The sequence below is a fragment of the Streptomyces lancefieldiae genome (assembly GCF_031845825.1).
Taxonomy (GTDB): domain Bacteria; phylum Actinomycetota; class Actinomycetes; order Streptomycetales; family Streptomycetaceae; genus Streptomyces; species Streptomyces lancefieldiae.
Genome location: NZ_JAVRFH010000018.1, coordinates 24,662 through 38,898 on the forward strand (window position 1 = coordinate 24,662; position 14,237 = coordinate 38,898).

Sequence of the window (14,237 nt, forward strand, 5' to 3'; positions counted from 1 at the left end):
ACGGGGACCCAATGACTGCGCGGCACGCTCGTGCGATCCCCCGGCCGGTCCGTGCGCGGTCAGTACGCCGGCAGGGTCCGCGGGCCGAGGTCGTCCCTGGCGGGCGGGGGCGCGAGGCGGACGGACGCGCCGAGGACGCTCAGGCCGCGCTGGGCGACGACGACCGGTTCCAGGGTGACCGCGACGACCTCCGGGTGGTCGTCGACCAGCCGGGAGAGCCGCAGCAGCAGCTCCTCCAGGGCGGCGGTGTCGACCGGGGCCGAGCCGCGCCAGCCGAAGAGGAGCGGGGCCGTGCGGATCGAGCGGACGAGCGAGGTGGCCTCCCGGTCGGTGACCGGGACCAGCCGGTGCGCCATGTCGCCGAGCAGCTGGGTGGCGGCCCCGGCCAGCCCGAAGGAGAGCACCGCGCCGGCCGCCGGGTCGATGACCGCCCGCACGACCGTGTCGACGCCGCGCGGGGCCATGCCCTGCACCACCGGACGCAGCTCCTCGGACTTGCCGAACAGCTCGGTCAACTCGGCGTACGACCGCCGCAGTTGTTCCTCGTCCGCGAGATCCAGGCGTACGCCGCCGAGGTCGGCGCGATGACGCAGGTGGGGGGCGGTGGCCTTGAGGGCGACGGGGTAGCCGAGGGTCCGCGCGGCGGCGACGGCGTCGTCGGGGGTGGGGGCGGGCAGCGCGCGGTGGACGTGGACGCCGTACCTGCCGAGCAGCTCGCAGGTCTCCTGCGGGCCGAGTGTGAGGCCCTGCCCGCGCGCCAGGTGGCCGGTGATGAGCTCGGCGGCGCCCTTCTCGTCGATGTCCTCGTACTCCGGCACCTTGCCGGGGTCGGCGGCGTCGCGGCGCCACTGGGCGTAGGAGACCGCCTGCGCGAGGGCGCGGACGGCGCGTTCGGCGGCGGGGTAGGCGGGGATGAGGTGGGCTCCGTCCGGAGCCCCGACGGGTTCGGCGGGCGGCCGCCGCACGGGAGCCGTCGGCTGGGCGGCACCCGCCGCGGGGGGCGGGGGCGTCCGGAGCCCGCCGGGCGGCACCGCCTGTGCCTCCCTGGGCGCCTCCGCCTCCGCGGCCGAAGCCGCCCCGGGCTCGGGGGCCACGGCCGCCCGGGGCTCGGAGGGCTGCGCATCCTTCGGGTCGGGAGCCACGGCCGGCCGGGGCCCGGCGGGCGGGGCCGCCCGGGACCCGGAGGCCGCAGCTGTCCGGCTCTCCGCGGACGGGCCCCCGGGCTCGGGGGCCACGGCGGCCCGGGGCTCGGCTGGCGGGGCAGCCTGCGGCTCGGCTGGCGGGGCAGCCTGCGGCTCGGTGGGCGGGGTGACCTGTGGTGCCGTGCTCGCCGCCGCGGACAGGGCCTCCGCCAGCCCGCCCAGCTCCACGTGCACCACGAGGACGGGCTTGCCGGGCGCCGCGGACGCCGCCGACCGCAGCGCCTCCGCGAGGGCCGTGTCGCCGGCCGACCCCTCCCCCACGGTCGGGATCGCGGTCACCACCACCGCGTCGCACGTGTCGTCGGCCAGCGCCCTGGAGAGGGCGGCGTGGAAGTCCTCCGGCGACGCCGCCGTCGTCAGGTCGAGCGGAGGGCGCGGTCGCAGCCCCTCGGAGAGACACGCGTCGTACGTCAGCAGTCCCAGTGACTCCGAGTTCCCGACGATCGCCACCCGCGGTCCGGCCGGCAGCGGCTGGCGGGCGAGCAGCAGTCCCGCGTCGACCAGGTCGGTGATGGTGTCGACGCGGATCACGCCGGCCTGCCTCAGCAGGGCCGAGACCGTCGCGTGCGGCAGCCGTGTCGCCTGTACCGCGTGCCCCTGCGGTGCCACGCCGCCGTGCCGGGCCCCCTGCACCACGACCAGGGGCTTGACGGCGGCGGTCCGCCGGGCCAGGCGCGTGAACTTGCGCGGGTTGCCGATGGACTCCAGGTACATCAGGGCGACGTCGGTCTCCGGGTCGTCGTACCAGTACTGCAGGACGTCGTTGCCGGAGACGTCGGCCCGGTTGCCGGACGAGACGAAGGTCGACACGCCCGTGACGCCGGTGACCCCGCCGCCGCGCCGGTGCAGCCGGGACAGCAGGGCGATGCCGATCGCGCCGGACTGGGCGAACAGGCCGATCCGGCCGGGGCGGGGCGTCTCGGGGGCGAGGGAGGCGTTGAGCCGTACCCGCGGGGAGGTGTTGATGATCCCGAAGGCGTTGGGTCCGATGATCCGCATGCCGTACGAGCGCGCCTGCCGTACGAGGGCGCGCTGGCGTTCACGTCCCTCGGGGCCGCTGTCGGCGTACCCGGCGGAGATCACCACCAGGCCCTGCACGCCGTGTTCGCCGCACTCGGTGACGACCTCGGGGACGTGCTCCGCGGGCACGGTGACGACGGCGAGGTCGACGGGCCCGTCGATGTCGCGCACCGAGCGGCGCGCGGGCACCCCGTCGAGTTCCCCGCGCTCCTCGGGGAAGGCCTTGTTCACGGCGTACAGCCGGCCGGTGTAGCCCGCGTCACGGATGTTGCCGAGGATGCTGCGGCCGACGCCGCCCGGCGCGCGGCCGGTGCCGACGACCGCCACCGAGCCGGGCTGGAGCAGCCGCTGAACGGACCGCGCCTCCGCGCGGTGTTCGCGCGCGTACTGCACGGCGAGCGAGCGGTCGGTGGGTTCGAGGTCGAACTCCAGGCGGACCACGCCGTCCTCGAAGCTGCGTTTCTGGGTGTACCCCGCGTCCATGAACACCTTGATCATCTTGGTGTTGGCGGGCAGCACCTCCGCGGCGAAGCGGCGGATGCCGCGCTCACGCGCGACGGCCGCGATGTGTTCCAGGAGCGCCGAGGCGACGCCGCGCCCCTGGTGCGCGTCCTGGACGAGGAAGGCGACCTCGGCCTCGTCGGAGACGGGAGGGGCGGGCGCGAAGCGCCCTCCGGCAAGGGTGGTGGTGGGCGACGGGTGGGACGACGCGGACGTTCCACCCGCGCCGATGCGGTCGTAGCGTACGGTGGCGATGAACTCGCCGCCGATCGTGGCCGCGAGTCCCACCCGGTCCACGAAGTCGTGGTGCGTGAAGCGGTGGACGTCCTTGGCGGACAGGCGAGGGTACGGCGCGAAGAAGCGGTAGTACTTCGACTCGTCGGAGACCTGCTCGTAGAAGCTGACCAGGCGCTCGGCGTCATCAACGGTGATGGGGCGGACGCGCGCGGTGCCGCCGTCGCGCAGCACCACGTCGGCTTCCCAGTGGGCGGGATACTCGTGCCGGTCCGACGAGGTCTGCATGGGCCCCAGAGTACGGCTCGCGTGCGACAACGGCGCGAGGCAGTCTGTGGGGACGGAAGGTCGGGCCGAGGCCGCGGTCCGACGGCCACCACCCCCGCAGAGCGTGTCCGTCCGGGCATGCTTCACGATGTGGGAAACTGGTCTAGACAACCCTGAACACCTGAAGGGCAGCATCACATGGCTGAGCGCCGCGTCAACGTCGGCTGGGCCGAGGGTCTCCACGCCCGCCCCGCCTCCATCTTCGTCCGAGCCGCCACGGCCACAGGCGTCCCGGTGACGATCGCCAAGGCCGACGGGTCCCCCGTCAACGCGGCCTCCATGCTGGCCGTCCTCGGCCTCGGCGCCCAGGGCGGCGAGGAGATCGTCCTCGCCTCCGACGCCGAGGGTGCGGACGCCGCCCTGGAGCGGCTGGCGAAGCTGGTCTCCGAGGGCCTCGAGGAACTCCCCGAGACCGTCTGAGCGACAGCAGCACCGAAAGGCCCACCCCGGACCGGACCACGGGGCGGGCCTTTCGTTTTCCCCTTTTCCGGGCAGCAGGAAATAGCCCCCGAAATTGACTCCTCTTTTGTATACGGTGCCCGTGTTAATGCCGCGGGCTCGACATGTTTACGGGACGTTGCGAGTTCCTCACACGCCCCGCCCGCTGCTCACCGCCGGAGGCGAACCGCAAGCGGTGCGCCGGCGCGGACCGCTCGGTGTGCAGTGCCATGAGCGCCCGCGCGCGCTCGGCGTCGCCCCGGGCCACCGCGTCCACGATCGCGCCGTGCTCCGCCCAGTACTCCACCGGTCCGGTCGGCGCGTCCACGACGTACATCCAGGCGATCTTGTGGCGCAGTTGGGTCAGCAGCGCCGTCAGGGAGGGGCTGCCGGCGGCCTGCGCGAGGGTCTCGTGGAACCAGCCGCCCAGTGAGCGCAGGTCCTCGCCACTGCCCCGCCTGGCGCGTTCCTGTCCCAGCCTGACCAGCCCGCGCAGTACCTTCAGGTGGGCCTCGGTGCGGCGCCGGGCGGCCCGGGAGGCGCCGAGGGGTTCCAGGAGCGTACGCGTCTCCAGCAGGTCGGCGGCCTCCTGTGCGGTCGGCTCCGCCACGCACGCGCCCGCGTGCCGCCGGGTCACCACGAACCCCTCGGCCTCCAGCGTACGCAGCGCCTCGCGGACGGGGACGCGGGAGACGCCGTAGTTGCGGGCGAGGAGTTCCTCGGTGAGCCGGCTGCCCCGCCCGTGGACGCCGGCGACGATGTCGTCCCGGATCGCCGTGCACACCGAGTGCGCCGGAATACGCATGACCGACCTCCGTCTTAATCCCCGTGAAACGTCGACGATGGACGTGTGTTCCGTGACTCTAGGCCAATGGGGCTGGCATTCGGACGGCGCGGCGGATTTCATGGATATTTTTTGGACAGCACCGCGCCCGGAAATCCGAAAGCCCCGGCTCGGGGAGCCGGGGCTTTCGGTTGCCGTACCGTCCGTCGTCACACGTTCACGCCGTGGGAGCGGAGGTAGGCGACGGGGTCCATGTCCGAGCCGTACTCGGGGCTCGTGCGGGCCTCGAAGTGCAGGTGCGGTCCGGTGACGTTGCCGGTGGCGCCGGAGAGGCCGATCTGCTGGCCCGGGACGACCGACTGGCCCACCGAGACGCCGATGGACGACAGGTGGCCGTACTGGGTGTAGGTGCCGTCGTGCATCTTGATCACGACCTGGTTGCCGTACGCGCCGCCCCAGCCGGCCTCGACGACCGTGCCGACGCCGACGGCGTGCACGGAGGTGCCTCTGGAGGCGTGGAAGTCGATGCCGGTGTGACTGCCGGAGGACCACAGGGAGCTGCCGGCCCGGTAGGCGGTGGAGACGTAGGAGGCGGTGATCGGCGACACGAAGGTGTTGAGGCGCTCGCGCTCCGCCTCACGCGCGGCGCGCTCCTTGGCCTCGCGCGCCTCCTTCGCCGCCTCGGCCGCCCGCTCGCGCGCGGCCTCCTCGGCCGCCTCTCGGGCGGCTGCGTCCAGGGCTGCCTGCTTCTGCGCGGCGGCCTGGGCGTCGATCTCGTCGGCCACGGAGTCGCCGATGGTGACGACCGGGGTGAGTCCGCTCTGCTCCGCCTCGGACTCGGCGGCGAGCGCCGGAGCCGCGAGGGTGCCGACGACGCCGGTGGTGGCGAGGGCCGCGACACCCGCCGCGCGGGCGGTGGTGCGGTGCACCCGGCTGGGACGGCGGTGCTTCCCGGTGGCGCGCGTGAACGCCATGTAGAGGCTGTTCCTTTCCTTCCCTCTCGCCTACCGGGTTAGCTGACGGGTTCGGAGCAGGAAGGTCTCCTACGGACCCCCTCGCTGCACGCGCGGGCATCCGATTCACCCCAGGGACTGCGATGGGTCCCCGGCTCCCCTGGCTCGCGCCGTACGGGGACTCGGCGATGACTGTCCGGTGCCGCGGGTGCGGCGCACTGCCTGACGAACAGCCCGGACGACGCTAAACGCGGCTGCCTTCAATCCTCAAACGCAACAGGCTTTTTGTAGCGCATGCCACAGGGCAGACAGGCAGCCACTCCCTCAATTCGGACAAAAGGCGGCCCTGGTGACGCATTCGTCACCAGGGCCGCCGCGCTCGTGTGCCCTACTCGGCGGCCACCACGGTCACTTCGCCGATGCCGAGGGCTTCGACGGGCTCCTTGATCTGCGCCGCGTCACCGACGAGGACCGTCAGCAGTCGGTCCCCCGGGAAGGCGTTCACCACCGCCGCCGTGGCCTCCACGGTGCCGGTGGCGGCGAGTTGGCGGTAGAGCGTGGCCTGGTAGTCGTCGGGCAGGTGCTGCTCGACCTGGTCGGCCAGCGTGCTCGCCACGGCCGCCGCCGTCTCGTACTTCAGCGGCGCCACCCCGACCAGGTTCTGCACCGCGACGTCGCGCTCGGCGTCGGTGAGTCCGCCCTCGGCGAGCGTGCGCAGCACCGTCCACAGGTCCTGCAGGGCGGGGCCGGTGTTGGGGGTGTCGACGGAGCCGCTGATGGCGAGCAGGGCGGCGCCCGTGCCGTCGGGGGCGGACCGCAGGACCTGGCCGAAAGCCCGTACGCCGTAGGTGTATCCCTTCTCCTCGCGCAGGACGCGGTCCAGGCGGGAGGTGAGGGTGCCGCCCAGGCAGTAGGTGCCGAGCACCTGCGCGGGCCACACGCGGTCGTGCCGGTCGGCGCCGGTGCGCCCGATCAGCAGCTGCGTCTGGACCGCTCCGGGGCGGTCCACGACGACGACCCGGGCGGTGTCGTCGGCGGTCACCCGGGGCACGGGGCGCGGCTCGGCGGCGGAGCCGGTCCACGCGCCCAGCGTGTCGCCGAGCAGCGCGTCGAGGTCGACGCCGGTGAGGTCGCCGACGACCACGGCGGTGGCCGTGGCGGGGCGGACGTGCTTCTCGTAGAAGGCGCGTACGGCTCCCGAGTCGATGCTCGCGACCGTCTCCTCGGTGCCCTGGCGCGGGCGCGACATGCGCGCCTCGGCCGGGAACAGCTGCTTGTAGAGCTCCTTGGCCGCGCGGCGGGAGGGGTTGGCCAGCTCGTGCGGGATCTCGTCGAGGCGGTTGCGGACCAGCCGTTCCACTTCGCTGTCCGTGAACGCGGGCGCCCTGAGGGCGTCGGCGAGCAGGCCGAGTGCCCTGGCGAGACGTGAGGCCGGCACCTCCAGGCTCAGCCGGACGCCGGGGTGGTCGGCGTGCGCGTCGAGGGTGGCGCCGCAACGCTCCAGCTCGGCGGCGAACTCCTCCGCGGAATGCTTGTCGGTGCCCTCGGAGAAGGCGCGCGCCATGATCGTGGCGACGCCGTCGAGACCGGTCGGCTCGGCGTCCAGAGGTGCGTCGAGGAGTACTTCGACGGCGACGACCTGCTGGCCGGGGCGGTGGCAGCGCAGCACGGTGAGGCCGTTGGCGAGACTGCCGCGCTCGGGGGCCGGGAACGCCCACGGCTTGGGTTCACCGGCCTGCGGCTGCGCGTGGAATTCCATGGTGGCGAGCTCGGTCACTTGGCCGCCTCCTCGTTCTCGTCGGTGGCGTCGGTCTCGTCGGCGGCGGTCTCGTCGGCGGGGGCGGTGGGCTCGTAGACGAGCACCGCGCGGTTGTCGGGGCGCAGGCGGGCCTTGGCGACCTCCTGGACCTCCTCGGCCGTCACCTCGAGCACCCGCTGCACGGCGGTGAGGGCGAGCTGCGGGTCGCCGAACAGGACGGCGTACCGGCACAGTTCGTCGGCGCGGCCGGCGACCGTGCCGAGGCGGTCGAGCCACTCGCGCTCCAACTGGGCCTGGGCGCGCTCCATCTCCTCGGCCGTGGGACCCTCCTCGGCGAACCGGGCGAGCTCCTCGTCGATGGCGGTCTCGATGACCGGCACCTCGACGTCACCGGACGTCTTCACGTCCAGCCACCCCAGGGAGGGCGCCCCGGCGAGCCGCAGCAGGCCGAACCCGGCGGCCACGGCCGTGCGGTCGCGCCGCACCAGCCGGTTGTACAGGCGGGAGGACTCGCCGCCGCCCAGGACGGTGAGGGCCAGGTCGGCCGCGTCGCACGCGCGCGTGCCGTCCTCCGGCAGGCGGTAGGCCGCCATCAGGGCACGGGCCGGGACCTCCTCCTCGACGACCTCGCGCAGCTGCCCGCCCATGACGTCCGGCAGCGAACCGTCCCGCGGGGGCTGCTTGCCGTCGTGCGAGGGGATGGAGCCGAAGTACTTCTCGATCCAGGCGAGCGTCTGCTCCGGGTCGATGTCGCCGACGACCGACAGCACCGCGTTGTTCGGCGCGTAGTAGGTCCGGAAGAACGCGCGCGCGTCCTCCAGCGTCGCCGCGTCCAGGTCGGCCATCGAGCCGATCGGCGTGTGGTGGTACGGGTGCCCCTCCGGGTAGGCGAGGGCGGTCAGCTTCTCGAACGCCGTGCCGTAGGGCACGTTGTCGTAGCGCTGGCGGCGTTCGTTCTTGACGACGTCCCGCTGGTTCTCCATGGACTCGTCGTCCAGGGCGGCCAGCAGCGAGCCCATGCGGTCGGCCTCCAGCCAGAGGGCGAGCTCCAGCTGGTGGGCGGGCATGGTCTCGAAGTAGTTGGTGCGCTCGAAGCTGGTGGTGCCGTTGAGCGAGCCGCCGGCGCCCTGCACCAGCTCGAAGTGGCCGTTGCCCTTGACCTGGGCGGAGCCCTGGAACATCAGGTGCTCGAAAAGGTGAGCCAGGCCGGTACGCCCCTTGACTTCGTGACGGGAGCCGACGTCGTACCAGAGGCACACCGCCGCGACCGGGGTCAGGTGGTCCTCGGAGAGCACCACGCGCAGGCCGTTGGCCAGGCGGTGCTCGGTCGCTGTCAGGCCGCCGGAGCCTGCCTGGGCTGTGGCCGTGTGACCCATGGGCATGTACGTCCCTTCGATCGCGGAAACCTAAGTGGAATCATTGGGCGGAACTGCGGAATTCCCACCGATCCTGCCACTGTATGCAAGCGTGCGGGCCACCGGTGGAGTTCCCGGCTCTCGTACGCCGAGAGCGAGAAAGGGGTTGGCGAGCCGCCGGACACGAGGGCGTACGCTGCGGGCAGCCCCGGGCGGCCGGGCAGCCCGTGACGGGTCCTGGTCGGTCGCTGTCAGTGCCGCGGTCCACAATGGACCGCGTCAGATCACCGTTCACGCTTCAGCAAGGAGCCGGCAGCGATGGCCCGCCGTAGTACGAAGACCCCGCCGCCCGACGACTCGTACGAGGAGAAGATCCTCGACATCGACGTCGTCGACGAGATGCAGGGCTCCTTCCTCGAGTACGCGTACTCGGTCATCTACTCCCGCGCCCTGCCGGACGCCCGCGACGGCCTCAAGCCGGTGCACCGCCGCATCGTGTACCAGATGAACGAGATGGGCCTGCGCCCCGAGCGCGGCTACGTCAAGTGCGCGCGCGTCGTCGGCGAGGTGATGGGCAAGCTCCACCCGCACGGCGACGCGTCGATCTACGACGCGCTGGTGCGCATGGCCCAGTCGTTCTCGATGCGCGTGCCCCTGGTCGACGGCCACGGCAACTTCGGGTCGCTGGGCAACGACGACCCGCCGGCCGCCATGCGGTACACCGAGTGCCGGATGGCCGAGGCGTCCAGCCTGATGACGGAGTCGATCGACGAGGACACCGTCGACTTCGCCCCCAACTACGACGGCCAGGAGCAGGAGCCGGCGGCCCTGCCCGCCGCCTTCCCGAACCTCCTGGTGAACGGCGCGTCGGGCATCGCCGTCGGCATGGCCACGAACATGCCGCCGCACAACCTGCGCGAGGTGATCGCGGCCGCCCGGCACCTGATCCGGTACCCGAACGCCGACCTCGAAGCCCTGATGAAGCACGTCCCGGGCCCCGACCTGCCCACCGGCGGCCGGATCGTCGGCCTGCCCGGCATCCGGGACGCCTACGAGACGGGACGCGGCACCTTCAAGATCCGCGCGACGGTATCCGTGGAGACGGTGACCGCCCGCCGCAAGGGCCTGGTCGTCACCGAGCTGCCCTTCGCCGTCGGCCCGGAGAAGGTGATCGCCAAGATCAAGGACCTCGTCGGCTCCAAGAAGCTGCAGGGCATCGCCGACGTCAAGGACCTCACCGACCGCGAGCACGGACTGCGCCTGGTCATCGAGATCAAGAACGGCTTCGTGCCGGAGGCGGTCCTGGAGCAGCTCTACAAGCTGACGCCGATGGAGGAGTCCTTCGGCATCAACAACGTCGCCCTGGTGGACGGCCAGCCCCTCACCCTGGGCCTCAAGGAACTGCTGGAGGTCTACCTCGACCACCGCTTCAACGTCGTACGGCGCCGCAGCGAGTACCGCCGGACCAAGCGCCGCGACCGTCTGCACCTGGTCGAGGGCCTGCTCACCGCGCTGATCGACATCGACGAGGTCATCCGCCTCATCCGCTCCAGCGAGAACTCCGCACAGGCCAAGCAGCGCCTGATGGAACGCTTCTCGCTGAGCGACGTCCAGACGCAGTACATCCTGGACACGCCGCTGCGGCGGCTCACCAAGTACGACCGCGTCGAGCTGGAGGCGGAGAAGGACCGGCTCAACGCGGAGATCGAGGAGCTGACCCGGATCCTGGAGTCCGACGCCGAGCTGCGCAAGCTGGTCTCCGCCGAACTGGCCGCGGTGTCGAAGAAGTTCGGCACCGACCGGCGTACGGTGCTGCTGGAGTCGTCCGGTGCCCAGGTGGCCGCCGTGCCGCTCCAGGTGGCGGACGACCCGTGCCGGGTGCTGCTGTCCTCCACCGGTCTCCTGGCCCGCACCGCGACCGACGAGCCCTTCGCCCCGGACGCCGGCGCCAAGCGCGTCAAGCACGACCTGGTCGTCTCGGCGGTACCGGCCACGGCGCGCGGCGAGGTCGGCGTGGTGACGTCCGCCGGGCGTCTGCTGCGGGTGAACGTCGTGGATCTGCCCCAGCTCCCGGAGTCCATGCCGACGCCGAACCTCTCGGGGGGCGCGCCGCTGGCGGAGTTCGTGTCCCTGGAGGACGACGAGTCGGTGATCTGCCTGACCACACTGGACGAGTCCTCGCCCGGCCTGGCGCTCGGTACGGAGCAGGGTGTCGTCAAGCGCGTGGTGCCCGACTACCCGTCCAACAAGGACGAGTTGGAGGTCATCACGCTCAAGGAGGGCGACCGGATCGTCGGTGGAGCCGAGCTGCGCACCGGCGACGAGGACCTGGTCTTCATCACCGACGACGCGCAGCTGCTGCGCTACCAGGCCTCGCAGGTCCGCCCGCAGGGCCGCCCGGCGGGTGGTGTGGCGGGCATCAAGCTCACCGACGGCGCGAAGGTCATCTCCTTCACGGCGGTGGACCCGGCCGCGGAGGCGGTGGTCTTCACGGTCGCCGGTTCGCGCGGCACGCTGGACGACTCCGTGCAGACCACGGCCAAGCTCACGCCGTTCGACCAGTACCCGCGCAAGGGCCGCGCCACGGGTGGTGTGCGCTGCCAGCGGTTCCTGAAGGGGGAGGACTGCCTGGCCTTCGCCTGGGTGGGCGCCACCCCGGCGCTCGCCGCGCAGAAGAACGGCACCCCGGCACAGCTCCCGGACGTCGACCCGCGCCGCGACGGCTCGGGCGTGTCACTGCCGAAGACGGTGTCGGTGGTGGCGGGCCCGGCCTAGGCCGACGGATCCGCGGGATCCCGCCCGTCCGGGCCCTCGTCAGCCAGGTCCTCGTCGGCCGCCTCGTCGTCCGGGTCCTCGTCAGCGGGGTCCCGTCCGTCCCCGCCGTCGTCCGGGTCCGGTACGTAGCGCAGGACGCCCCACATGCCGCGCTCGTCGGCGTACGGGACGTCACTGCGGCACGCGTCGAGTTCCTTGCCGAGGGCCGGCGCGTCGATGCCGGAGCCGATGAGGACCAGCTGGGTGCGGCGGGCTTCGGCGGGCGTCCAGGCTTCCGGGTGGAAACGCAGGAAGCGCCCGACCGCGTGGACGGCGTACCGGTTCCGCGGGTCGTTCGGACCGAAGTCGACGTACCCCTTGATCCGGTACAGGCCCTCCGGCCGGCTGTCGAGGAACCGCATGAGCCGACGCGGGTCGAGGGGAACCTCGGAGACGAACGACAGGGTGTCGTAGGCAGCGTGCAGATGCTCGGCATCCGCACCGTGCGCGGAGTGGTCGTGCAGGTCGTCGAAGGACAACTGCCCCACACGCTCCTCGCTCGGCCGGCAGTCGTAGAGGAACTCGGGGTCGATGCGGCCGTAGGTCGCGGGCACGACCGCGGCGCGGTCGCTGAGCGAGCGGACGAGGGCGAGCACCCGCTCGGCGTCCGGGGCCCGGTCGGTCTTGTTGACCACGACCAGGTCGGCCAGCGCCAGGTGCCGGTCGATCTCGGGGTGCCTCGCGCGCGTGTCGTCGAACTCGGCGGCGTCGACGACCTCCACGAGCCCGCCGTAGACGACCTCCGGCTGCTCGCTGGCCAGGAGCATGCGCACGAGTTCCTGCGGCTCGGCGAGACCGCTGGCCTCGATGACGATGACGTCGATGCCGGCATCGGGCCGGGCGAGCCGCTCCAGGTAGCCGTCGAGTTCGCTCGCGTCGACGGCACAGCACAGGCACCCGTTGCCGAGCGAGACGGTGGAGTCGCCGAGGGCGCCGGCGACGGCCATCGCGTCGATCTCGATCGAGCCGAAGTCGTTGACGATGGCGCCGATCCGGCTGCCTCCGCTGCGGTGGAGGAGGTGGTTGAGGAGTGTGGTCTTTCCGGAGCCGAGAAATCCGGCGAGAACGACGACCGGGATCTGCTGCGGAGTCGGGCCCTGCCCCACCGTGCGACCTCTCTCTCACCTACGCGCACGCCGTCCGTGGGAAGGCGTGCGCTCACGTACGGAACTGCCTGTTCAGGATACGAGCCGACGAAGTGCTCGCCGAGTGCTCGCGGAGTGAACGGTTGTCAGCGCCACTTGCTGGGCAGACGTTCTGCACGGCGCCGGACTGTGCGACCCTCGCTTCCCTCCGTGCGCCTCCTCTCCGCCTCCCCGCCGGTCAGCGCCGCTCGGCACCCGGGAGGCGACAGCGCCGCCCATCGCTCGCCGGTCCCCGTCAGCCGGCCCGCACTCGACGACCGGCGGGCGGTCGCCTGATTCGGGGTTGACATGGCCACGGAAGAAGTTCACGGGGAGGACCGGCTCCGCGGCAGCGGGGACGATGCTGCTCGCCACGGCCGGGTTGACACCGGCCGCACATCGGCGGCGACTCGAGACCGCACGTCTGCAGGTGCGACGACTGGAGTTCGCGGAGCCGGCGTTCCGCCGCAAGTCGCTGCAGCACCAGCAGCGCACCCTGATCCGCGCCAAGGCGGACATCCCCGACGCCTGACATCACCACCCGCGTCTCCGGCCGCACCCACCGTCACCCGTGCCGGACGCCCCCACCGGCGAGCAGCCCGGCACCCCGTCCTTGCTCGACGCTCGCTCGACCGGGCCTGGCGCCCGAACGGCACCAGGCCTCCCGCGTCGCGGGCTCCGCCCTGGCCCGAGGCCGCCCCCGCCGCCGCCGGAGCAGCGTTCAGGCGCGGCTGGAAGTCGTCGCGACGCAAGTCAGGTTAGGCTCACCTCTGTGAGTACGTGCTCAACCGTCTCCCGGTACCTCGACGAGCCCGTCTCGGGCACCGCACCCGTCGCGAGGACCTGGCTGCTGCTCGAACAGCCGGGCCCCTGGGGCGCCAAGGCGCTCACCTCGAGCCACCTGGATCCCGCGCTCGGGCGCGCCCTCGAGGCGGCGGTCAAGGGTACGGGCGTACGCCTCGCACTGATCCGGCGGCCCGGGCGCCACGCGGACCACGGCGCCCCCGCCGAGCGCCGGGTGTACGCCGCGCACACCGTGCCGGGGGCCGTGTGGCTGCGCAGCGCCACACTCACGGACCCGCGCCGACTGCTCGACCTCGATTTCGCCGCGCTCGGCAGGGGCGATCACCGTGCGTTCGACTCGGTCCTCGCGGGCGGTCCCCACCTGGGTGATCCGCTCGCTCTCGTCTGCACCAACGGCAAGCGCGACCGCTGCTGCGCGCTCCTCGGCCGGCCGCTGGCGGCCGAGCTCGCCGCGTCCGGCGCCGACGGCGTCTGGGAAGTCACCCATCTGGGTGGTCACCGCTTCTCTCCGACCGTGCTCGTGCTGCCCCACGGATACGCGTACGGCCGGGTCGGGGCCCACGCCGTCAAGGAGATCCTGCACGGTGTGCGGGAGGGGCGGATCGTCGTCGAGGACTGTCGTGGGAACTCCGCGTGGGAGCGCCCGGGGCAGGCGGCCGAGCTGGCCGTGCGCTCGGCGTCGGGCGAGCAGGCGGCCCAGGCGCTGAGCGTCGTGCGGACGGACGGCACCGCGCCGCACTGGGAGGTGACCGTGGCCCACGTCGACGGCCGGCACTGGCGGGTCACCGTCGCCCAGGGCGCGTCGGCGCCGCCCCGTGCGGAGAGCTGCGGGGCGTCGGTGCTGGGCTCGCCGGCGCGGATGGAGGTCACGGCGGTGCGCGAGCTGTCGGTCGCGGCGGCGTTCGCCGGCTGACCTTCATCT

At 72.7% G+C, this 14,237-nt stretch carries 10 protein-coding genes and 1 riboswitch; of the genes, 4 read left to right on the plus strand and 6 right to left on the minus strand.

The annotated features are described in order from the left end of the window. Positions 1 to 59 precede the first annotated feature (59 nt). Positions 60 to 3,245: a bifunctional acetate--CoA ligase family protein/GNAT family N-acetyltransferase gene (locus RM812_RS19160; RefSeq protein ID WP_311573999.1), complete on the minus strand. Its 3,186-nt coding sequence runs from the start codon at positions 3,243 to 3,245 to the stop codon at positions 60 to 62. Positions 3,246 to 3,422: 177 nt separating this feature from the next. Between RM812_RS19160 and RM812_RS19165 the strand changes: the two genes are divergently transcribed. Then, entirely contained in the window at positions 3,423 to 3,704 is a 282-nt protein-coding gene (locus RM812_RS19165) for an HPr family phosphocarrier protein (RefSeq protein ID WP_053138275.1), read from the plus strand. 124 nt (positions 3,705 to 3,828) lie between these two features. Here the strand turns inward: RM812_RS19165 and RM812_RS19170 are convergent, their stop codons facing one another. The 4 genes from RM812_RS19170 to RM812_RS19185 all read right to left on the minus strand — a co-directional run bounded on the left by RM812_RS19170 (position 3,829) and on the right by RM812_RS19185 (position 8,600). Then, complete coding sequence (locus tag RM812_RS19170; RefSeq protein ID WP_311574002.1) at positions 3,829 to 4,527, minus strand: GntR family transcriptional regulator; 699 nt, start codon at positions 4,525 to 4,527, stop codon at positions 3,829 to 3,831. A 188-nt stretch (positions 4,528 to 4,715) separates the two neighbouring features. Continuing rightward, positions 4,716 to 5,480, minus strand: a complete 765-nt coding sequence (locus RM812_RS19175) for a M23 family metallopeptidase (RefSeq protein WP_311574004.1) — start codon at positions 5,478 to 5,480, stop codon at positions 4,716 to 4,718. 12 nt (positions 5,481 to 5,492) lie between these two features. Next, a riboswitch (cyclic di-AMP (ydaO/yuaA leader) is annotated at positions 5,493 to 5,657 on the minus strand. 190 nt (positions 5,658 to 5,847) lie between these two features. Further along, complete coding sequence (locus RM812_RS19180) at positions 5,848 to 7,236, minus strand: M16 family metallopeptidase (protein WP_311574006.1); 1,389 nt, start codon at positions 7,234 to 7,236, stop codon at positions 5,848 to 5,850. Continuing rightward, positions 7,233 to 8,600 carry a M16 family metallopeptidase gene (locus RM812_RS19185; RefSeq protein WP_311574008.1) on the minus strand — a complete coding sequence of 456 codons (1,368 nt, stop codon included), beginning with the start codon at positions 8,598 to 8,600 and terminating at the stop codon, positions 7,233 to 7,235. The genes RM812_RS19180 and RM812_RS19185 overlap by 4 nt, the downstream gene beginning before the upstream one ends. A 291-nt stretch (positions 8,601 to 8,891) precedes the next feature. On the opposite strand from RM812_RS19185, the gene RM812_RS19190 reads away from it, so the two are divergent. Then, on the plus strand, positions 8,892 to 11,348 hold the full coding sequence (locus RM812_RS19190; RefSeq protein ID WP_311574010.1) for a DNA gyrase/topoisomerase IV subunit A: 2,457 nt from the start codon (positions 8,892 to 8,894) through the stop codon (positions 11,346 to 11,348). Here RM812_RS19190 and RM812_RS19195 read toward each other — a convergent pair. After that, a complete protein-coding gene (locus RM812_RS19195) occupies positions 11,345 to 12,493 on the minus strand; it encodes a CobW family GTP-binding protein (protein WP_311574012.1) in 1,149 nt (382 codons plus the stop codon). The two genes, RM812_RS19190 and RM812_RS19195, sit on opposite strands and share 4 nt — an antisense overlap. A 322-nt stretch (positions 12,494 to 12,815) precedes the next feature. Between RM812_RS19195 and RM812_RS19200 the strand changes: the two genes are divergently transcribed. Both RM812_RS19200 and RM812_RS19205 read left to right on the plus strand, forming a co-directional pair. Beyond that, a complete protein-coding gene (locus tag RM812_RS19200) occupies positions 12,816 to 13,043 on the plus strand; it encodes a hypothetical protein (RefSeq protein WP_311574014.1) in 228 nt (75 codons plus the stop codon). A 240-nt stretch (positions 13,044 to 13,283) separates the two neighbouring features. After that, positions 13,284 to 14,228 (plus strand): sucrase ferredoxin, encoded by a 945-nt coding sequence (locus RM812_RS19205; RefSeq protein WP_311574016.1) that lies wholly within the window; start codon positions 13,284 to 13,286, stop codon positions 14,226 to 14,228. Positions 14,229 to 14,237 lie beyond the last annotated feature (9 nt).

Excerpts from the sequence above, each read along its gene's own strand:
- RM812_RS19160 (WP_311573999.1), bottom strand. The coding sequence starts at position 3,245 with ATGCAGACCTCGTCGGACCGGCACGAGTATCCCGCCCACTGGGAAGCC.
- RM812_RS19165 (WP_053138275.1), top strand. The coding sequence starts at position 3,423 with ATGGCTGAGCGCCGCGTCAACGTCGGCTGGGCCGAGGGTCTCCACGCC.
- RM812_RS19170 (WP_311574002.1), bottom strand. The coding sequence starts at position 4,527 with ATGCGTATTCCGGCGCACTCGGTGTGCACGGCGATCCGGGACGACATC.
- RM812_RS19175 (WP_311574004.1), bottom strand. The coding sequence starts at position 5,480 with ATGGCGTTCACGCGCGCCACCGGGAAGCACCGCCGTCCCAGCCGGGTG.
- RM812_RS19185 (WP_311574008.1), bottom strand. The coding sequence starts at position 8,600 with ATGCCCATGGGTCACACGGCCACAGCCCAGGCAGGCTCCGGCGGCCTG.
- RM812_RS19190 (WP_311574010.1), top strand. The coding sequence starts at position 8,892 with ATGGCCCGCCGTAGTACGAAGACCCCGCCGCCCGACGACTCGTACGAG.